Source organism: Natrinema sp. LN54 (genome assembly GCF_052439245.1).
GTDB classification, from domain to species: Archaea; Halobacteriota; Halobacteria; order Halobacteriales; family Natrialbaceae; genus Natrinema; species Natrinema versiforme_A.
This window is the reverse complement of the sequence record NZ_JBQVRP010000003.1, coordinates 66,848-86,487: the sequence shown is the minus strand read 5'-3', so window position 1 is coordinate 86,487 and position 19,640 is coordinate 66,848. Positions and strand designations below refer to the sequence as shown.

General features: G+C 66.0%; 16 protein-coding genes. 5 read left to right on the top strand and 11 right to left on the bottom strand.

Annotated elements, in window-relative coordinates; translation table 11 throughout:
- Positions 1-66 precede the first annotated feature (66 nt).
- Positions 67-1,449, top strand: coding sequence for an MATE family efflux transporter (locus ACT4ML_RS09740; RefSeq protein ID WP_444720688.1), 1,383 nt, complete (start codon positions 67-69; stop codon positions 1,447-1,449).
- Between the two features lie 532 nt (positions 1,450-1,981).
- Here ACT4ML_RS09740 and ACT4ML_RS09735 read toward each other — a convergent pair.
- The 4 genes from ACT4ML_RS09735 to ACT4ML_RS09720 all read right to left on the bottom strand — a co-directional run bounded on the left by ACT4ML_RS09735 (position 1,982) and on the right by ACT4ML_RS09720 (position 5,667).
- On the bottom strand, positions 1,982-2,995 hold the full coding sequence (locus ACT4ML_RS09735; protein WP_444720687.1) for an FAS1-like dehydratase domain-containing protein: 1,014 nt from the start codon (positions 2,993-2,995) through the stop codon (positions 1,982-1,984).
- Positions 2,985-3,158 (bottom strand): hypothetical protein, encoded by a 174-nt coding sequence (locus tag ACT4ML_RS09730; RefSeq protein ID WP_444720686.1) that lies wholly within the window; start codon positions 3,156-3,158, stop codon positions 2,985-2,987. Before ACT4ML_RS09730 ends, ACT4ML_RS09735 begins: the two co-directional genes overlap by 11 nt.
- Positions 3,151-4,401 (bottom strand): acyl-CoA dehydrogenase family protein, encoded by a 1,251-nt coding sequence (locus tag ACT4ML_RS09725; protein WP_444720685.1) that lies wholly within the window; start codon positions 4,399-4,401, stop codon positions 3,151-3,153. The genes ACT4ML_RS09730 and ACT4ML_RS09725 overlap by 8 nt, the downstream gene beginning before the upstream one ends.
- A 99-nt stretch (positions 4,402-4,500) precedes the next feature.
- The gene (locus tag ACT4ML_RS09720) at positions 4,501-5,667 is read right to left on the bottom strand and encodes a CaiB/BaiF CoA transferase family protein (RefSeq protein WP_444720684.1); all 1,167 of its coding nucleotides are present in this window, start codon (positions 5,665-5,667) and stop codon (positions 4,501-4,503) included.
- A 147-nt stretch (positions 5,668-5,814) separates the two neighbouring features.
- Here ACT4ML_RS09720 and ACT4ML_RS09715 point away from each other — a divergent pair, with 147 nt between their 5' ends.
- Complete coding sequence (locus tag ACT4ML_RS09715) at positions 5,815-6,552, top strand: 3-hydroxyacyl-CoA dehydrogenase family protein (protein WP_444720683.1); 738 nt, start codon at positions 5,815-5,817, stop codon at positions 6,550-6,552.
- 440 nt (positions 6,553-6,992) lie between these two features.
- Here ACT4ML_RS09715 and ACT4ML_RS09710 read toward each other — a convergent pair whose 3' ends face one another.
- Positions 6,993-7,790: an enoyl-CoA hydratase/isomerase family protein gene (locus ACT4ML_RS09710; RefSeq protein WP_444720682.1), complete on the bottom strand. Its 798-nt coding sequence runs from the start codon at positions 7,788-7,790 to the stop codon at positions 6,993-6,995.
- 409 nt (positions 7,791-8,199) lie between these two features.
- Entirely contained in the window at positions 8,200-9,267 is a 1,068-nt protein-coding gene (locus ACT4ML_RS09705; RefSeq protein ID WP_444720681.1) for an anthranilate phosphoribosyltransferase, read from the bottom strand.
- 169 nt (positions 9,268-9,436) lie between these two features.
- Between ACT4ML_RS09705 and ahbB the strand changes: the two genes are divergently transcribed.
- The gene (ahbB, locus tag ACT4ML_RS09700) at positions 9,437-10,477 is read left to right on the top strand and encodes a siroheme decarboxylase subunit beta (protein WP_444720680.1); all 1,041 of its coding nucleotides are present in this window, start codon (positions 9,437-9,439) and stop codon (positions 10,475-10,477) included.
- Between the two features lie 36 nt (positions 10,478-10,513).
- On the opposite strand, the gene ACT4ML_RS09695 is transcribed toward ahbB, so the two are convergent.
- The 3 genes from ACT4ML_RS09695 to ACT4ML_RS09685 form a co-directional block, all read right to left on the bottom strand.
- Positions 10,514-10,714, bottom strand: coding sequence for a helix-turn-helix transcriptional regulator (locus ACT4ML_RS09695; protein ID WP_138246419.1), 201 nt, complete (start codon positions 10,712-10,714; stop codon positions 10,514-10,516).
- Between the two features lie 27 nt (positions 10,715-10,741).
- Positions 10,742-11,395: a hypothetical protein gene (locus ACT4ML_RS09690; RefSeq protein ID WP_444720679.1), complete on the bottom strand. Its 654-nt coding sequence runs from the start codon at positions 11,393-11,395 to the stop codon at positions 10,742-10,744.
- A gap of 200 nt (positions 11,396-11,595) precedes the next feature.
- Positions 11,596-14,670 (bottom strand): FAD-binding and (Fe-S)-binding domain-containing protein, encoded by a 3,075-nt coding sequence (locus tag ACT4ML_RS09685; RefSeq protein WP_444720678.1) that lies wholly within the window; start codon positions 14,668-14,670, stop codon positions 11,596-11,598.
- A 546-nt stretch (positions 14,671-15,216) separates the two neighbouring features.
- Here ACT4ML_RS09685 and ACT4ML_RS09680 point away from each other — a divergent pair.
- Positions 15,217-15,489 (top strand): hypothetical protein, encoded by a 273-nt coding sequence (locus ACT4ML_RS09680; protein ID WP_444720677.1) that lies wholly within the window; start codon positions 15,217-15,219, stop codon positions 15,487-15,489.
- Positions 15,490-15,592: 103 nt separating this feature from the next.
- On the opposite strand, the gene ACT4ML_RS09675 is transcribed toward ACT4ML_RS09680, so the two are convergent.
- Positions 15,593-16,483 (bottom strand): 3-hydroxyacyl-CoA dehydrogenase family protein, encoded by an 891-nt coding sequence (locus ACT4ML_RS09675; RefSeq protein ID WP_444720676.1) that lies wholly within the window; start codon positions 16,481-16,483, stop codon positions 15,593-15,595.
- A 605-nt stretch (positions 16,484-17,088) separates the two neighbouring features.
- On the opposite strand from ACT4ML_RS09675, the gene ACT4ML_RS09670 reads away from it, so the two are divergent.
- Positions 17,089-18,231, top strand: a complete 1,143-nt coding sequence (locus ACT4ML_RS09670; protein WP_444720675.1) for a thiolase family protein — start codon at positions 17,089-17,091, stop codon at positions 18,229-18,231.
- A 179-nt stretch (positions 18,232-18,410) separates the two neighbouring features.
- On the opposite strand, the gene ACT4ML_RS09665 is transcribed toward ACT4ML_RS09670, so the two are convergent.
- Positions 18,411-19,550 carry an acyl-CoA dehydrogenase family protein gene (locus ACT4ML_RS09665; RefSeq protein ID WP_444720674.1) on the bottom strand — a complete coding sequence of 380 codons (1,140 nt, stop codon included), beginning with the start codon at positions 19,548-19,550 and terminating at the stop codon, positions 18,411-18,413.
- Positions 19,551-19,640 lie beyond the last annotated feature (90 nt).

The window sequence follows — 19,640 nt, the reverse complement described above, 5'->3', positions numbered from 1 at the left end:
GAGCGCGGCGTCGACCCCTATCGGAACCAACACGTTGATCCGCCGGTTGTCCGTCCTAGCCGCTGTATGGCCGAACACGGGAACTGGTTCCAGCGCGTCCGGCGCGTCTGGCGGCGGACGATCGCCCTCTCGTGGCCGATCGCGATCCAGCAGACGCTCAACACGCTGATGCGCACAGTCGACATCATCGTCACCGGCCTGTTCTCGCCCACCGCCGTCGCCGCCGTCGGGCTCGCGGATCTCTACGCCCAGCTCCCGCTGCGGATCGGACTCGGCCTCGGAACCGGCGCGATTACCCTCTCGAGTCAGGACACCGGCCGGGGTGCGGCGGCGACTCGAGACCGGGCGATCACGCAGGCGCTTCTCATCGGCTTTCTGCTGGGACTGCCGCTGGTGCTCGTCGGGCTCTTCCTGTCCCGGCCGCTGATCGCCCTGCTGGGTGCCGACCCCGACGTGGCCGAGACCGGCGGGCGCTACCTCGCGCTGGTCTTCGCCGCTGCGCCGATGCGCATCGTCGGTCTCGTCGGCGCGCGCTCGCTGCAGGGCACCGGCGATACGCGGACGCCGATGGTGGTCAACGGTACCGCGAACGTGATCAACATCGGTGCGACGGCCGGGTTAGGGCTCGGTCTCGGCGGCCTCCCGGCGCTCGGAATCGTCGGCGTCGGGCTGGCGACGGCGATCGGCCGCACGGTCGAGGCCGTCGCGATCACGGCCGCGATCGCGGTCGATCGGACCGACCTCTCGTTCGCTCGCCCGCGGAGTCTCACGATCACGCGCCAACTCGTCGCGGTGAGCCTGCCGAACTTCGCCGAAGGAATGAGCACCTCGCTCGCGAACTTCCCCTTCAACGCGCTCTTGCTCACCTTCGGCACCGAAGTGACGGCGGCCTACCACATCGGGCGACGGATCTACCAGCAGTTCAGCGGCCCGCTGTACCGCTCCTACAGCGTCGCCGCGAGCATCGTCGTCGGACAGACCCTCGGCGAGGGCCGGCCCGACGACGCGCGGTTCGCGGGACTGGCGATCACGGCGCTGAGCGTCCTCACGCTCGGACTCGCCGGAATCGTCCTGCTCGTCGGCGCGACCCCGATCGCCCGGCTGTTCACCTCCGACCCGGCCACCCTCGAGTACGCCGCGACCTTCGCTCGCGTCTTCGGCGTCTCGATGTTCTTCTTCGGCCTGTTCTTCCCGCTGTCGGGGAGTCTCCGCGGTGCGGGCGATACGCGCACCCCCTTCTACGCCCGATTCACCGGGACCGCCGGGTTCCTGCTCGGCTTTTCGTATCTCGCCGGTATCTCGTTCGATTACGGACTCACCGGTGTTTACGTCGGGATCGTGCTCAGCTACGCGTGGTGGGCGCTCGTCGTCGCGATCGGGTTCGTCTGGGGCGATTGGGCGGCCACGGCCGCGTCGATGATGGCCGAGCGAGCGGACGAGGCCGGCTGACGGAGATGAAGCGAACCACTTCGAACGAATCTGCCAACTCTCCCGTCCTATCGAATATCTCTTGGGTGGAGAACTGGCCCCGCAAAACGTCGCCCGTCCCCGAGTGACGTCTCGAGTCCGCGACGGAACCCGGACCGAAGGCGTGTCCGAGCCGATCGACGATAGCGACGAAACTGGCGAGGTGGCCCGGTTTACGTCTCGATCCCGAACGAACGGTTCACCTCGAATCTGCGGTTGCGTTTCGTTCGGTGTATCCGTGAGATCGGACCACGAGCCAATCCGCACTGTCAACTGCAGGATATAGTGTCATATCTGTCAATAACTCGCGTTCAACCGGGTAGTCGGCGACCCGACCACCGCGAGTTCGACTTCGAACGCGCGAAGACGAGTTGGCGCTATCTCTCCCTCGAATCCGTCTCTCGAGGAATTACACAGCTAGGTGTGTAATCAACAAACGGCCGAACATCGGCCGTTCCGCGGCCGATACGCCGGATCTTTCACCACTCGCCGGTCGGCATCCGGCCCGCGCGCGCTACTCGAGGGCGGCCGTCGCGGTTCCGGTCAGCAGCGTCTCGCCGTCGGCCGTGGACGCCTCGAGTTCGGTTTCGACGGTTCCCGACTCCCGGTCGACATCGACGACTTCGCCGGTCGCGACGACGGTGTCGCCGGGGAACACGCGGGACTGGAACCGGACGCCGAAACTCGTCACGTCCCGCAGGTCGAACCAGTCGGTGACGACTCTGGAGGCGACGCCGGCGGTGAACATCCCCTGCCCGAAGACGCTCTCGTTGCCCGCGGCCGTGGCGTAGGGCTCGTCGTAGTGGATCGGGTTGAAGTCGCCGCTGGCGCCCGCGTACTTGACGAACTGCTTGCGCTCGAGGTCCTCGACGACGACCGTCGGCCCGGCGTCGCCGACCGCGAGATCGGCGGCGGTACGGACGCGGTCGAATTCGTCCGCCGCGGTCGCGGGCACCGCCGACTCCGAGCCGGCGGTACCGCCGTCGGGCTCGGTCGCGTCGGGGGCGTCGCTCGCGGAATCGTCGGGGTCGCTTTCGTCGTCGACCGCGCCCTCCGTTTCGATCGCGGTCGACCGGTCGGTGAGCACGAGTTCGCCGTCCCGGGTCCGGTACTCCGTCTCGAGGACGGCGAAGGTCATCGTCCCCGCGCGGCCGCCCTCGCGCTGGAAGATGTCGGCGAGGGTGGTCGTCCCCTCGAGCACGTCGCCGACGGCGACCGGGCGCTCGTACTCGTAGGCCTGCTCGCCGTGGAGGACGTACTCCGGTCGGAAGCCGAGGTCGAAGCCCTTCCCGTCGACGTCGTCGGGCGTGTACCGCGGGAACCGGCCGACCTGCGTGTACGTAAGCGGTGCGGGCACGCGGTCGTAGCCCCGGTCGGCGGCCGCCGCCTCGTCGCGGAAAACGGGGTCCTCGGCCGTGATGGCCCGCGCGAACTCCTCGACCTTGCCGGGTTCGATCCGGAACTCCTCGACGGTGACCCGCGAGTCGCCGACCATCGCCTCGAGGTCCGCGAGGGGCTTAGTCGGCACGGCGACCCCCCGCGGCGGCGTCGGTCGCCGCGTCGGATTGTCGTTTCGCGTCGCTCGAGCCCCGGCCGGGACCGCGCTGTCCGCGTCTCATCGCGGCCGCGATTCGGACACGGTCGACGTACCGGAACCGCTTACGGGCCCCGGACTCCGTTCGGTCAGTCATCGAGGGCGTCGATACGCAGGTCCTCGTCGAACTGGAGCGCGTTCTCGATCTCGGTCTCGTCGACGTCGTCGAAGGCCCAGCGGGCGATCGAGCGGCGGTGGACCTCGTCGGCCCCGTCGACGATGCGGAACGCGCGGACGTTCTCGTAGAAGTGCGCGATCGGGAGGTCCTTGCCGATCCCGTTGCCGCCACAACACTGCAGAGCGAGGTCGATCGTCTCGTTGGTGACGTTCGCGGTGAACATCTTCGACATCGCGACCTCGATGCGGGCGTCGCTTTCGTCGAGTTCGCGCGCGGCGTGGCGAACCATACAGCGGGCGGCGTGCAGCCGCGTTTCGGCGTCGGCGATGCGGTGGCGCAGCGCCTGTTTCTCCTCGAGTTTCGTGCCGAAGGCCTCCCGTTCCTGCAGGTAGGCCTTGGCGATGTCGAGCGAGCGCTCGGCCATGCCGGAGTAGCGCATGCAGTGGGTCAGCCGGCCGCCCCCGAGTCGCATCTGGGCGATCCGGAACCCCTCGTTTTCCTCGCCGATCGTGTTCTCGACGGGAACCCGGACGTCGTCGAACTTCACTTCGGCGTGGCCGCCCTCGCGTTCGGTGATGCCGTGACCGCCGAGATGGGGGATGTTCCGCACGACCTCGACGCCGTCAGCGTCCCGCGGAACGAGGATGATCGAAGTGCCCTCGTAGGGGTGGGCGTCCAGATCGGTCCGGGCCATCACCAGATAGAAGTCCGCGTTCAACCCGTCGGAGGTCCACCACTTGTGGGCGTTGATGACCCACTCGTCACCGTCCTTGACGGCGGTGCTCTGGAGCATCTTCGGGTCCGAGCCGCCGCCCTGTTTGGGCTCGGTCATCGCGAACGCAGAGGAGAGCTCGCCCTGGACGAGCGGGCGGAGGTACTCCGCTTTCTGTTCTTCGGTTCCCACCATCTCCAAGGTGTGCATGTTCCCCTCTTGGGGCGCGTTCGCGCGGAGGGACAGCGCGCCGATGAGCGAGCGCCCGACCTGCTCGAACGACGGCAGCATGTCGCTGAAGTCCAAGCCCTGCCCGCCGTACTCCTCGGGAACCTGCGGGGCGAACAGATCGCGCTCTTTGGCCAGCTCCCACATCTCCTCGATCTCGTCCATCGTGATCTCCTCGCCCGTGGCCAGCGCCTCTCGTTCGCGCGGAATGACGACTTCGTCCATGAAGTCTTCTACCCGCCCCGCAACGTCCGTCGCTTTCTCCGAGTCGTGGTATTCCATATCATCCATGATCGCATACAGCATTGTAAAGCTATAGGTCCGCGAACCCATAGATTGGCAATCGAGGTGTAACTGCTGTCGTGCTGCACCGACGACCCCTCAGCGAATCGCTCCAGTCCCGCGGAGGTCGGCCCGCTCGTCCTCGTCGTAGCCGACCGCGGCGAGCAGTTCGTCGGTGTGCTCGCCGTGGGCCGGCACGGACTCGTCGCAGTCTTCGGGCGCGGCCGATCCCGCGGCGGGGAACCCGACCCGCGGCGGTGCGTCGGCCGGCCGCTCGATCAGCCCGCGGGCCTCGAGTTGGGGGTGCTCGAGGGCTTCGGCCGGCGTACACACCGGTCCGACCGTCGCCTCGTCGGACAGCGCCTCGAGCCACGCGTCCCGCGAGCGCTCCGCGAACAGCGCCGTCAGTTCCTCGCGCACGGCTTCGAGTTCGGCCGGGTCCTCGCTCCCGTGGGCGTCGACGAGGTCCTCGCGGCCGACTTCCTCGCAGAATGCGTTCCAGAACTTCGGCTCGAGTGCGGCGAGAGTCACGTACCGTCCGTCCGCGGTCTCGTAGACATCGTACCACGGGAGCCGGCCGGTGAGCGCGGTCTCGCCGGGCCGTGGGTCGTCGCCGGTGAGCGCCTCGTAGGCGACCGCCTGCGAGAAGGAGGCGACGACATCGGTCATGGCCACGTCGATGTACTCGCCGCCACCGCGGCCGAGTTCCCGCGAGAGGAGGCCGCCGACGATAGAAAAGGCCGCGAACAGCCCGCCGCCGAGGTCGCCGATCTGGTAGCCCGGCAGTTGCGGTGCCATCGACTCGTCCTCGCGGGTCATATCGAGCAAGCCGGCGACCCCGACGTAGTTGAGGTCGTGGCCCGCGCGCTCGGCATCGGGCCCCGTCTGCCCGTAGCCCGACAGCGAGCAGTAGATCAGGTCCGCGTTGTACTCGCGTAGCGTCTCGTACCCGATCTCGAGTCGCTCGGCAACGCCGGGTCGGAACTGCTCGAAGACGACGTCGGCCGTCTCGACCAGCCGGTAGAACGCCCGCCGTCCGGCCCCCGATTTCAGGTCGAGCGCGACGCTGCGCTTGCCGCGATTGACGCCGTCGAACAGTGCGCCGACGCCGCGATCGGTCATCGGCGGCATCCGCCGCGCGCCGTCGCCCGAATCGACGGCCTCGACTTTCACCACGTCGGCACCCGCGTCGGCGAGCAGTTGCGTCGCGTACGGTCCCGGGAGCAGGTGCGACAGATCGAGCACTCGCACGGAATCGAGTTGCATGGTACCACGTCCCTGCCGCGTTCCAAAAGCCTGCTGTCGGGGCTCACTCGGCGGACACCGGTCTCGTCCCCCGTCCGAGACCGATTTCGATTCCGTCAGTCGTCACCCTCGAGAAGAACTAAGTCCGTCCCCGTGAAGCGTGGTGGCATGGCACGACAGCGCGCTGCCGTCGTCGGCGGCGGTATCATGGGTGCCGGTATCGCACAGGTGCTCGCACGGAACGGCTACGAGGTCGCCATCCGCGAGATCAACGAGGAACTGGCCGACAAGGCCCGCGAGCGACTCGTCTCGGGCAACTACGGCCTCGAGGACGCCGTCGAGGGCGGCCACCTCTCCGAAGCGGAGCGAGACGAGGTACTCGAGCGATTGACGTTTACGACCGACCTCGACGCGGCGACCGACGGAACCGAGTTCGTCATCGAGGCGGTCACGGAGGACCTCGCGATCAAGGGACAGGTCTTCCGGGACTTGGACGATGTCACGGACGACCAGCCGCTGTACTCGAACACGAGCGGCTTTTCAGTGACCGCCATCGCGAACGGCGTCTCCGATCCCTCGCGGGTCGCGGTCACGCACTTCTTCAACCCGGTGCCGATCATGTCGATGGTCGAAATCGTGCGGTCGCCGCTGACCGACGACAGCGTCGTCGAACGCGCCGAATCACTCGTCGGCGAACTCGGGAAAACCAGCGTCACCATCGACGACGACCCCGGCTCCTACGGCTTCATCGCCAACCGCTGTCACGCCGCGATGCGCGAGGAAGCCCAGAAAATCGTCGACGAAGGCATCGCGACGGAGGAGCAGGTCGACAAAGCCCTCGAGGAGGGGTACAACCTCCCCGTCGGCCCGTTCTCGCTTCGCGGCATCGGCGAGGAGTGGGACTAGCGGGCAACTCCTTCAGTGTCGCTTCGGACTGCCGATCCGGTATTCGGACTGCCGATCCGGCAAGTGGTGGCGCGCGCTGTCGCCCGTCCGAGTGGGGACGAGGACGGGCGACGACATTGCGCGAGGGATGAGCGACCGATAGAAAAGAGGGAGCGAATCGGCTGGGGAGGGCGTGGAGTCCCTAGTTGCCACGATAGCAGCGCGCTCTCCCTCTCGGATGAAATAATACGCTGACGGATCGTTAGACCCGACAACAGAGAGCGTCCTGCTATCGTGGCTGCACGGAATAGCCACATCCACCCCAACCGATTCGCTCGTTGCACTCGCTCACCCCTCGCCAGGTCATCGATCGGCCGTCGCTACTGCTCTGGCCGATCGACAGCGCACGCCACCGCAAGTCGACAATCGGTCCGGGGACAGCGGTCGGCCGCCTCGTCCGGTTACTTCCCGTCGAACTCGGGCTCTCGGTCCTCGGAGAACGCCGCCGCGCCCTCCGCGTGGTCCTCGGTCTCGAGGAGCCCCTCGAAGAGCTGGCGGTCGTATTCCAGCCCCTCCTCGAGGCCGGTCTGAACCGCCATAGTCGCGGACTTCTTGATCGCCTGAATCGCCAGCGGGGCTTGGCCAGCGAGGTCGGTGACGAACGCCTCGACCTCGTCCTCGAACTCGTCGTCGGCGTAGACGTGGTTGACGATCCCCTCGTCGGCCGCGCGCTCGGCCGAGATGTGCTCGCCGGTCATCGCGAGCTCCTTCGCGACCGCGGGGCCGGCGAGTTTCTCGACGTACTGGATGCCGCCGGCACCGGGGAGGATGCCGAGGGTGACCTCCGGGAAGCCGAACGTCGACCCCTCGCTGGCCAGTCGGAAGTCACACGCCAGCGCGGTCTCGAGGCCGCCGCCCAGACAGTAGCCGTCGATCTTCGCGATAACCGGTGCCGGGAAGTCCCGGATGACGTCGTAGTGTGATCGCGCCAAGGAATCGCCCGCCGACTCGTCGGAGAAACCGCCGACGTCCGCGCCCGCACAGAACGCCTTCTCGCCGGCTCCCTCGAGCACCACCGCTCGGAGGGCCACGCCGTCGGCGTCCTCGTTTCGCTCCTCGAGCAGTTCGAGCCCCGCGATGATGTCGTCTCTGAGCTGCCCGTTCAGCGCGTTCAGCGCGTCCGGCCGGTTCATCGTGAGCGTGCCGACGCCGCGCTCGTCGTCGAACTCGACCGTAGCCGCGTCCAGTGTGTCGTCCATGGCCGATGGTCACGGGCAACGATCAAAAAGGACACTGTTCGTCGCCTCGCGTCCAGAATGCCGTCCTCGAGCGGTGCGTTCGGTCGCCGACTCAAAGCGACCATCTACAATCGTTCGCAAGATGATGGGTTGGTGGAATCGTCACCCAATTCATATACTTCTCATAGGTCACCAAGAGACGATATCGGCCCCGCTACTGGGATTTCCGTTTCTCTCCCGACACGTTCGAATCGATCCACATCGAATTGCCTGACTATCCGCTCTCGCTCAAAATAGCCCGCTGCAGCGCACAACTGTGCGGAGAACACTCTATTCAACCAGACGACCTCTCACGATCACCGCATAGTCCGGGTGTTGAAATATCGACCTCGAGTGCCGATCACCGAACCGGGGACGAGTACTCGAGGACTCAGAACGCTCGGAGGTCCTCGAGCACCGCCTGCGCGCTGCCGTCTGCGATGACGTTGCGAGCCTTCTCGAGGCCGTCCTCGAGGCTCTCGACGTCTTGGCGGGCGTACATTCGGAACGCGCCGTTGAGCGCGATGGCGTCGGCGAAGTGGTCCTCGCGGTCGCCGGCGAGGACTTCCTCGGTGATCGCGGCCGAATCGGCGGTCACGTCCTCGACCTCGAGGTCCTCGGCTTCCACCGCCATGCCGTACTCGGCGGTCTCTATCTCGTAGTCCTCGAGGTCCTCACCCTCGTCCCATTCGGCCACCTTCGTATACCCGGGGCGGATGTCGTCGTAGCCCTCCATCCCCTGGAAGAAGATGGCGCGGGAGTAGTCGAGTTGGTCGCTCGCTTTGAGCGTGTCCGTCAGCTTCTTCGCGAACGCGAGGTGGTAGAACGAGCCGAGGTGGACGTCGGCGTTCGCGGGGTTGGCGATCGTCTCGATCGTGTTGACGAACGTCCGGACGCCCATCCGATCGCGTCGGTCGTAGAGGTCCTGAATCCCGGGATTGAACGCCGGCTGGTAGTAGAAGCCGAAGCCGGTCTCGTCGACCATGTCCGCGCTCTCGCTCGGCTCGAGTTCGGTCCGGACGCCGAGGTCGTCGAGGACGTGCTTGTAGGCCGTGGCCTTCTGGGTCGGGACCCGGTCGCCGGAGTGGACGACGACGGGGGTGCCCGCGGCGGCGGCGACGACGCCGGCACCGACGCCGAGGACGGCGGAGGTGTGCTTGCCGTCGTAGTTCGCCCCGCAGTCGACCGGATCGGCCTCGGGCTCGGCGGTGACGACCGACTCCTCGCGCATGACGTCGGTGTAGGCCGCCAGCTCCTCGGGGTTGTTGCGCTTCCAGCGGTTGGCTAGCCAGAACGCGCCGAGCGTGGTCGCGTCGGGTTCGTCCGCCAGAATCCGCTGGAAGGCCTCGCGAGCCTGCTCGCGGCTCATGTCGTCGGCCGATTTGGGACCGGAACCGACTACTTCCGTCATCAGCCGTTTCAGCGGCCAGTCGCCGAACTCCTGTGTTGCCTGCGCCATGTGCACTCGTTCGGACGGACGGCGCAAAAACCCCCCGTTTCCGGTAGTTCCTCCCCCGCCGAATAACGGGTTTTCCATCGCAGCGGGCCCCGAGTACCGGAAACCCAACCCGTCCCGTCGTTCGGGACGACCCGAAAACGATACGGCCCCCTTCTCCCTAGGGCAACCAATGAGTACCCTGTCGGGGAACTGGCGCGAAGCCATCGACGACGTGGACGCGGCCCTGATCGACGGCTATCAGAGCGGCTTCCCGATCGCCGAGCGCCCGTTCCGCAGCGTCGCCGCCGATCTCGGGATCGACGAATCGGCGGCGGTCGACCGCGTTCGCGCCCTCCGGGAATCGGGGATCGTCCGCCGGTTCGGTGCCGTCCTCAACCCGCCGGTCATCGGTTCGTCGACCCTCGCCGCGGTCCGTGCGCCCGCGGACCGCTTCGACGAGATCGCGGCCGTCATCAACGACTACCGGCAGGTCAACCACAACTACGCCCGCGATCACGAGTGGAACATGTGGTTCGTCGTCACCGCGGGGTCGCAGGACGCTCGAGACGACATCCTCGCCGAAATCGAGGACCGCACCGGCTGTGCGGTGCTCGACCTGCCGATGCTGACCGACTACTACATCGACCTCGAGTTTCCCGTCGTCAACGGCGATCGCTTTGCACGCGAATCGCTCGAGGACCGCACCGACGCCTCGGCGACCCGGATCAGCGAGGCGGCGACGGGCGACCTCTCCGCGCTCGAGGCCGAGTTGCTGCTCGAGATCCAGAACGGGTTCCCGCTGTCGGCGACGCCCTACCGCGACATCGCCGAAAACGTCGGCTACGCGGTCGAAGACGTCCTCGAGGCCATCGAGCGGCTCCGGGAAACGGGGTGTATCAAGCGGATCGGCTGCGTGGTCAACCACGTCGTAACGGGCTTCGACGCCAACTGCATGGTCGTCTGGGACGTGCCGGACGACTCCCTCGACGAGTGGGGCGAGCGCGCCGGCGGGCTGCCCTACGTCACGCTCTGTTATCACCGCCCCCGCAGACCCGAGCAGGAGTGGCCGTACAACCTGTTCACGATGCTCCACGGCCGCGACCCCGAGGCCGTCGACGCGAAGATCGACGAACTCGCCGCCGACTACCTCCCCGTCGAGCACGAACGGCTCTACTCGACCGAGACGCTGAAACAGACCGGCGCGCGATACGAGGACCTGGTCGGACGGTGACCGGACGAAGACGGTTTTCGTGATGCCGAAGAACCGTCAATCGTCTCCCTTCGGATGGAAGAGTTCCTCGACGGCACAGTCGAAACACCGGGCGAGTTTGAACGCCAGCGTCAGCGACGGATCGTACTTCGAGTGTTCGATCGCGTAAATCGTCTGGCGGCTCACGCCGACCTCGTCGGCCAGTTCCTGCTGGGTGAGGCCGTGTTCCTCGCGCCGTTCCCGGAGTTCGTTGTCCATCGCTCGGTCGAATATCGGGTTCGAACATCAAATACGCTGGCGAATCTCGGTCGCACCGAGGACGAGCAAGACCGTGACGACGCCGACGGCGGCGAGACCGTCGACCTCCCGTGGAACGGTGGCGTCACTCACCGCATACCAGCCGTAGAGTCCCACCATCGACACGAGGAGGACGACACCGACGACGGCCAGCGCGAGATCGAGGTTCCGGACGTCGCGCTCGTCGACGATGCCGCCCGAACCACGGCGCGTCCGCCCGTAGTACCCGACGTTGAAGAGGACGACCAATATCGTCGGAGACACGAGGAGGTCCCCGAGCGACGGGTCGGCGGGCGCGGTCCCAGTAGCGACTTCGAACGCCGGGATAATCAGCGCCGGCACGAGAAACAGGAGCACGTTGTACTGCAGGGGGAGCAGCGACCCAGTCGACCCGTCGGCCGGCGTGGGTTCCGGCCGGTCGGCACCGAAGAATTCCTCCTCGAGGGTTCCTCTGAGATCGATGGCCAAACCGACGAACGCACAGACGACCATCACGCCGACGGCCCCGAGGTAGCCCCAGACCGTGATCGTGTCGAGAACGACATCGATCGCGACGAATCCGGACGCGATGACGAGACCACTGGTGATCGCTGCAACGAGGACCAGGAGGGAACCGTACGCCCTAAGCGGGTTTTCAGGCATGTGCGACACTTGTGGCTTGGACTACATAAATGTAAAGGTATCTTTGCATCCAGTCGGCCATCGGTCATGGAGCGGCGACTCGAGCCACCTCGTCAGTCGAGGGAAGCGTCGGATGACGGATGAAACGTCTCGGCGGCAACAAAGACGGACCGGCGCCAAAACCGACCGTCTCCGTCAGACGGTGCTACCGCGGGCCGCGATCACTCGAGCGCCTCGGCCACGACTTCGATCGGCGTCGGCGGCTCCTCGGGCGCACCCGGCCGATTCTCGAGTTGGGTGCGACAGGAGGCTCCGGGTGCGACGACGCGGTCGCCCGCGCTCTCGTCGACCTGCTCGTACAGGATCGAGGCGATGGCGTCGCTCATCGAGGCGTGTTCGGACTCGTAGCCGAAACTGCCGGCCATGCCACAGCAGCCCGAATCGAGCGGGTCGACGGCGTAGCCGGCCCGGCGGAGCACGCCGACGGCGTGGTGGTCTTTCGCGACCGACTTCTGGTGGCAGTGGCCGTGATAGACGAGATCCTGCGCCGCCGAGCCGGCGTCGAACGCGATCGTCTCGTCCAGCCGGAAGGTGTCGATGTACTCGCAGACGCCGTAGGTCGCGCCGGCGAGCGTCTCGGCCGCCTCCGAGGAGAGCAGATCGAGGTAGTCCCCCTGAAACATGACCGCGTCGGAGGGCTCGATGACGACCACGTCCCAGCCCTCGGCGACCCGCGGCGCGAGCGCGGTGACGTTCTTGCGGGCGGCGTCTTCCGCCTTGTCGAGGAACCCCTTCGAGAACGCCGGCCGGCCGGTATCGCCGAGGTCGTCGGGCACCGCGACGTGGACGCCGGCGGCCTCGAGCACGCGGACCGCCGCCTTCCCGGCCTCGGGGTGGCTGTAGTTCGTGTAGGTATCGGGGTAGAGGACGGCCTTGCGGTCGGCCTCGGCCTCGCTGACGCGAGCGCCGCCCCGCTGGTGGAACCAATCCCGGAACGTCGTCGCGTGGAACGTCGGCAGCGGCCGGTCCGAATCGATTCCGACGACCACCTCGAGGGCCTTGCGCGCGCCCGGGAGCTTCGGCAGGGCGTTCGACAGCGGGGCGAGTTGGCTCCCCACCTTCGAGAGCGTCGCGACGTTGGCGAAGAGCCGGTCCCGCAGGCTCGCGCCGTTGCGCTGGTGGTACTCGTGGGTGACTTCGGCCTTGAGCTTCGCCATGTCGACCTCGCTCGGGCAGTCGATGGCACAGCCCTTGCAGCCGATACAGAGCCCCATCACCTCCTCGACGAACTCGTCGGAGACGGCCTCATCGGGATCTAAATCGCCGCTCATGGCCTGCCGGAGCGCGTTCGCCCGGCCGCGGGTCGCCGTGATCTCTTCCTGGCTCGCCCGGTAGGTCGGACACATCACGCCGCCGGTGGTCTCCTGTTCGCCGCGACAGCCGCCACAGCCGTGGCAGAGTTCGACCATGCCCTGCATGCCGTTGTCGTTCTCCCACTCGAGGGCGGGCTCGAAGCCGGCATCGAACTCGTAGTCGGGGTCGAACCGCAGGTGCTCGCGCAGATCGGTGGGGTCGTCCTCCCGAAACACGACCTGTCCCGGGTTCAGGAGCCAGTCGGGGTCGAACGCCGTCTTGAGGTCCTGAAAGGTCTCCCAGAGGTCGTCGCCGTAGAGCTTGTGATTCCACTGGGTGCGGGCGCGGCCGTCGCCGTGCTCGCCCGAAACCGACCCACCGAGTTCGACCACGAGGTCCGTCACGTCGTCCGCGATTCCATGCAGTTGCTCGAGGCCGATCTCGGTCTTCGTGTTCACGAGCGGGCGGACGTGGAGCACGCCGGGGCCGGCGTGGGCGTAGAAACTGGCGTAGGTGTCGTGGCTCTCGAGGATCCCTTCGAATCGCTCGACGAACTCGGGGAGCCGCGCCGGCGGGATCGCGGTGTCTTCGATGAAGGAGATGTGCTTCTCGTCGGTCGTCCGCGAGAGCAGGATCGGCAGCCCGGACTTGCGGAGCTTCCAGAGCTTCGCGCGCTCGGCGTCGTCGTAGGCCTCGAGGGCTTCGATGGCGAGCGGTTCGCTATCGCTGCGTGGCGCGTCCTCGGCCGGCGCAGCCGTCGGCGACGCCGACGGCACGCGGTCGGCTAGCAAGCCGGCGACCTGTTCTTTCCCGTGCTCGTCGTCCTCGGCGTAGAACTCCACGAGGAGGACGGCGTTCGTTCCCGCGGGCAGCATCTCGGTGACGGGGCCGAACTCCGCGGTGTCGCGAGCGAGGTCGATCAGCACGTCGTCTAACACCTCGACGGCGGCGGGGTCGTGTGCGAGGATCGGCTCGACGTCTTCCATCGCCTCGTGGAGGTCGGGGTAACAGAGCAGCGAGACGGCCTTCGTTTCGGGGATCGGCTCGAGCGAGACGGTCGCCTCGGTGACGATCGCCAGCGTGCCCTCGCTGCCGGCCAGCAGGCGCGCGAGGTTGACGGTGCCGGGATCACCCGTCTCTTCGCCGCCCGGAAGGCTCGATCCGCGAGCCTCCGCGACGAGCCGGTCGAGGTTGTATCCCGACACGTTGCGCTTGAGATCGGGATACGTTTCCTCGATCAGGTCGGCCTCCTCGTCCAGAATCCGCTTGACTTCGGCGTAGATCCGTCCCTCGAGGTCGCCGTCGGCATCGGCCCGCTCACCGATCTCCTTGAGGGTGACCTCGCCGAAGGTCGTCACAGTGCCGTCGGCGAGGACCGCCTCCACTTCCTCGACGTAGGCGTCCGTTTTCCCGTACTTCAGCGAGTGCGAGCCGGTCGAGTTGTTGCCGATCGCGCCGCCGATGGCGCTCTTGTCGCCCCACGCGGGGTCGGGGGCGAACTTGAGGCCGTGGGACTCGAGTGCCTCGTTGAGCGTCCCGAGAATGGTCCCAGGCTGGACCGTCGCCGTGCGGCCCTCGGGATCGATCTCGAGGATCTCGTTCATGTGCCGCGTAAAGTCCAGCACGACGGCCCGGTTGACCGTCTGCCCGGCGAGACTCGTACCGCCGCCCCGCGGGAGCACGGGGATCTCCCGTTCGGCGCAGTACTCGAGGATCCCCCTCACGTCGGCCGTCGACTGGGGAAAGGCGACGGCGATCGGCGTCACCTCGTAGGGGCTCGCGTCGGTCGCGTACAATTCGCGGGAGTAGGAGTCCGCGCGGACCTCGCAGTCGACGAGTGCCTCGAGGTCCGCGACCAGCGCCGGACGATCGACGTCGTCGCTCCGGTAGTCGTAGTTCGCTCGCCGGTCGGCGGCTGGGTCAGCGCTCGGCTCGAGGGACATGCGCTATCCTTGCGCAGGCGCGGCCAAAAGCATCCGCATTGGCGAACTCCGTGGCTCGACGCGTCGGCTGACCGTCGGTCGGGAGCCGACGGGAAGCGACCGGACGGCCGCTCTCGAGTCGTCCGGCCCGCACGTGGGGCGAGGTGCTGGGAGTGGTGACCGAGTCGAAAAGTGGCCCCGTCGTTTTCCCACGTGTGCCCCCGGGGCCGCCGTCCGATTCGCTCGGACGGGAGGTGTACGTTGTGGGGCTCCCATCACAAATAGCATGCCTAACTAGTCAGGTCAATCGACGCCGCTCGTGAACGCTCTGAGCCGTCGCGCGGCCTCCTAAGGAGCCCGGAATTCGCTCACAGAAATATCATTCTCCTTTCAGTGAATAGTCTGGTGACCAATTAGACAGGTTCACACCGGAGTGATACTTATGAGTTATATTGCGATGGAAAATGTGTATTAGATCCCTATTTCTTGACTGGGATTTTCTATATATACTGTGTTTAGATGGTTGGTATTACTATCAAATATCCATTATCTGGACGAGTTAATAATATGAAATTCATGTTGGTGGAACGGTTTTATCCGACAAATGACGGAGAATCAGTAAAATACCCGATTCAGAGATATCCAGTGATAGAAGCGTATCTCCGTGCCTTCTTCTTTGTATTATTCGCCTTTGAACTCTCAATTCTTTCGATTATCGCAATCCTATCTAATCCCGCCGAACCAGAGCTCGGATGGCTCATCGGTACTGTTTCCGCTCTCGTTCTTTGGTATTCTGCCCTCACTGTACGGCGAACGAAAGTAAAACTTCAGCAGCAGTAATGAGGAGGATGAGGGCTATCGAAGAACCGCTTCATGAGACCGGCACCAGTTGCCAACTGGCACATGGAAATATGCTTCGTTCACGTTGGGGACACCGTGACGATTATTCGCCCTCGTCGCCCCAGTCGCCGCTCATCCCGACGCGTTCGCCGTCCTCCCAGACGTAGTAGCCCTCGCCGGTCTTCTTGCCGAGGTTACCCGCCCGGACCTTCCGGCGCAGGGACTGGGGCGGCTTGAACCGCTCGCCCAACTCCTCGCGGAGGTGTTCGGCGATGTGCAGGCGCACGTCCAGTCCGACGTGGTCGGTCAACTCGAGCGGTCCCATCGGGTGCCCGTAGCCGATCTCCATCCCCTCGTCGATGTCGGCCGGGCTGGCGACGTCCTGTTCGACCATCCGGATCGCCTCGAGGCCGAGCGCGAGACCGAGTCTCGAGGTGGCGAAGCCGGCCGTATCGCGCACGACCACGTCCTCCTTCTCGATGCCCCGGACGTAGTCGACGGCGAACTCCTCCGTGCGGTCGTCGGTCTGCTCGGCGATGACGATCTCGACGAGGTCCATGATGTGGGGCGGGTTGAAGAAGTGCAGTCCCACCGCCCGCTCGGGGTGCTCGAGGACGCTCGCCATCTCGGTCACGGACAGCGAGGAGGTGTTCGAGGCGATCACGGTGTCCTCGCTCGCGGCGGCTTCGATGTCTGCGAACACGTCCTGCTTGAGGTCCATGTCCTCCGGCACGGCCTCGACGACGAGGGCCGCGTTGTCGACCGCCGCCTCGAGGTCCGTCGTCCCCTCGATGCGCTCGAGCGTGTCCGTCATCTCGGCTTCGCTGAGTTTGTCTCGATCGACGCCCCCTTGGAGGTTCTCTCGGATGCCCTCGAGACCGTCCTCGACGAAGTCCTCCTCGATGTCCCGCAGGACGACGTCGTGGCCCGCCATCGCGGAGACCTGTGCGATTCCGTGGCCCATACTGCCGGCTCCGAGGACTGCGATTTGCATGTGCGAACCCACAGACGAAGCGATCAAAAGCGTTCCCTTTCGAACAAACAGCACTACTGCGACCGAGACGAAGTCCCCGTCTGTACCGTTTCCGAACCAACTCACGGCGCGCGCTGTCGATCGTGCCCGAGTATTTCGAGGGCCGATCGACGCCACTGTGCGAGGGACGAGGACCGCAGCGACCGAAAGCGCGGCGCGAAGCGGCGCGGAAAGGCGAGCGGCAACGCCGCGAGCCGGGGAGCGAGGACCGCAGTCGGGTGGGGAGGCCGTGGTGCTGTGCCGGGCGGGACTGAAAGGGGCGAGAGGGCTCGAGGAAGGCGGACGACGGAAGCACCGCAGGCCGACGGCCGAGGAGCGAAGCGAGTCCCCCGAGTCGAGCTCTCTCGGGGCTTTCTGGGCACCGATAGTAGCCACTGAAAGTCATTGCACATCTGATCGCACGACCGCGTTGCGATCAGTATGTAAATCGTTTCAGTGACTACTATATTTTCTACCCGTGTGGCACCTGTCTATTCACGACGGCGAAATGCCTACTTCTGTAACCCGACGACCGAACCCGAAGAACGGAGCGCCTTTGGTTCCCGAGCGCGAGCCACTCAGTACCAATGAGCGATCGGCAGCCAGTTATCGTGCAGGCAGTCCGGACTCCGCAGGGGAAACACGGCGGCGTCTTCGCCGAGACCGGCAGCGAGGAACTTTCGGTCCCGCTCGTCGACGCGATGCTCGAGCGAACCGGTCTCTCGGGCGAGGACGTCGACGACATCCGGTGGGGCTGTGCCAAGCAGGTCAACGAGCAGAGCAACAACATCGCGCGGGTGATCGCCCTCCTGTCGGAGCTGGGCGAAAGCGTGCCCGGCACCACCATCGATCGGCTCTGTGCCTCCTCGGCCGAGGCGATCATGAGCGCCAGCGACGCCGTTCGAGCGGGCCAGCGCGAGGTCATCGTCGCCGGCGGCGTCGAGAACATGTCCCGCAACGAGCGCCGAAAGGGGATCGACTCCTACGCGGGCATCGCCGAGCAGTACGACGCGGCCGGGCTCGCGATGGGCCAGACCGCCGAGAAGGTCGCCCGCGAGTACGACATCTCCCGCGAGGCCCAAGACGAGTACGGGGCCCGGAGCCAGCAACGCGCCTGCGAGGCCACCGAGGCGGGCAAGTTCGACGACGAGATCGTCCCCATCGAGACCGAGGACGGCACGATCACCGAGGACGAGGGGCTCCGCCCCGGGACGACCGCGGAGAAGATCGCCGGCCTCCCGCCCGCGTTTCAGGAGGACGGCACCGTCACCGCCGCCAACGCCTCGCAGGTCTCCGACGGCGCTGCGGGCGTCCTGATCACGAGCCGAGAATTCGCTGACGAGCGGGACCTCGAGGTCATGGCCGAAATCGAGGATCACAACGTCGCCGGCGTCGATCCCACCGTCATGGGAATCGGCCCGGTGCCGGCGGTGCGGGGCATCTGGGAGCGAAACGGCCGCGACGCCGACGACTACGACCTCGTGGAACTCAACGAGGCCTTCGCCAGCCAGACGATCTACTGCCGGGACGAACTCGGCTTCGACGACGAGACGTTCAACGTCAACGGCGGCGCGATCGCCATCGGCCACCCGCTGGGGGCCTCCGGCGCTCGCCTCCCCGTGACGCTGATCCACGAACTCCAGAAGCGCGGCGGCGGCCTCGGCCTCTCGACGATGTGCGTCGGGTACGGCCAAGGCGCCGCCGTCGAACTCCGCGTGCCAGAACAGTAGTCGAGCGGCGCGCTGCTCGCGTCTCGAGCGATCTTGATTTTGGGTTCGCGACTGCTCGAGGACGGACTCGAGTGGATTTCGCACCTCGAACACTCGGCCTACGAGACGAGTCTGAAACGGACCGAAAAGAGCCGCGAAAACGGCAGACAGAAGATCGATCTACGCCGCGACGTTCCCAATCAGAGGATCTGGTCGGCGATGATGTTCTTCTGGATCTCGCTCGTGCCCTCGTAGATCTTCGTGATGCGGGCGTCGCGGTAGTAGCGCTCGGCGGGGTAGTCCGTCACGTAGCCCGAGCCGCCGTGGACCTGAATGCCCTCGTCGGCGACTTCGACCGAGATCTCGCTCGCGAAGTACTTCGCCATGCTCGAGTACTGCGCGGCGACGTCTTGGTTGTCCTGTTCGACTTGGGTCGCGGCGCGGTAGGTCAGCGAGCGGGCGGCCTCGACCTTGGTGGCCATCTCGGCGATCTTGTGCTGGATGGCCTGGAACTCGGAGATCTTCTGGTCGAACTGCTCGCGCTGGTTGGCGTACTCGATAGCGGCGTCGAGCGCGCCCTGTGCGGCGCCGACGGCCTGTGCGGCGACGCTGGTGCGGCCGGAGGCGAAGAACTCCATCAGCTGGTAGAAGCCCTTGTCGACTTCGCCGATGACGTTCTCCTCGGGGACGCGGACGTCGTCGATGACGACTTCGGCGAGGTCGGAGGCTCGGATGCCGAGTTTGTTCGTGATCTTGTCGGTCGAGACGCCGTCGCGGTCCATCTCGACGAGGAAGGCGGTGATGCCCCGGTGGCCCTCGTCGGGGCTGGTCTTGGCCATCAGTACGCCGACGTCGGCGACGGTGCCGTTGGTGATCCACATCTTGTTGCCGTTGAGGACGTACTCGTCGCCGTCCTTCTCGGCGACCGTCTCGATGCCGGCGACGTTCGAGCCGTGTGCGGGCTCGGAGATCATCGAACAGGAGGCGGTCTCGCCGTTGGCGATCTTGGGCAGCCACTCCTCTTTCATCCACTCGTCGCCGAACTCGATGATCATGTCCGTCCCGAAGCCGGCGGAGCCGACGGCCGAACCGATCCCGGGGTCGGCGCGCCAGAGTTCCTCGGTGACGATCGTCGAGGAGATCTTGTCCATCCCGGCTCCGTCGTACTCGAGCGGGATGTTCGGCGCGACGAAGTCGTACTCGGCGGCCTTTCTGCGCAGGTCTTCGGGATACTTGTGTTCCCGGTCGTGTTCCTCGGCGACCGGCACCATCTCGTTTTCACCGAACTCGCGGACGGCCTCGCGGATCGCCTCGTGCTCAGCTGACAGCTGGAATGCCATATCGTTTGCTTGGTGTCGTCTTACAAAGTAGCTTCGGATATGCCCGAAATTTGTTTTTGTTAATATTCCGTCGAACGGCCCGCAAGCACG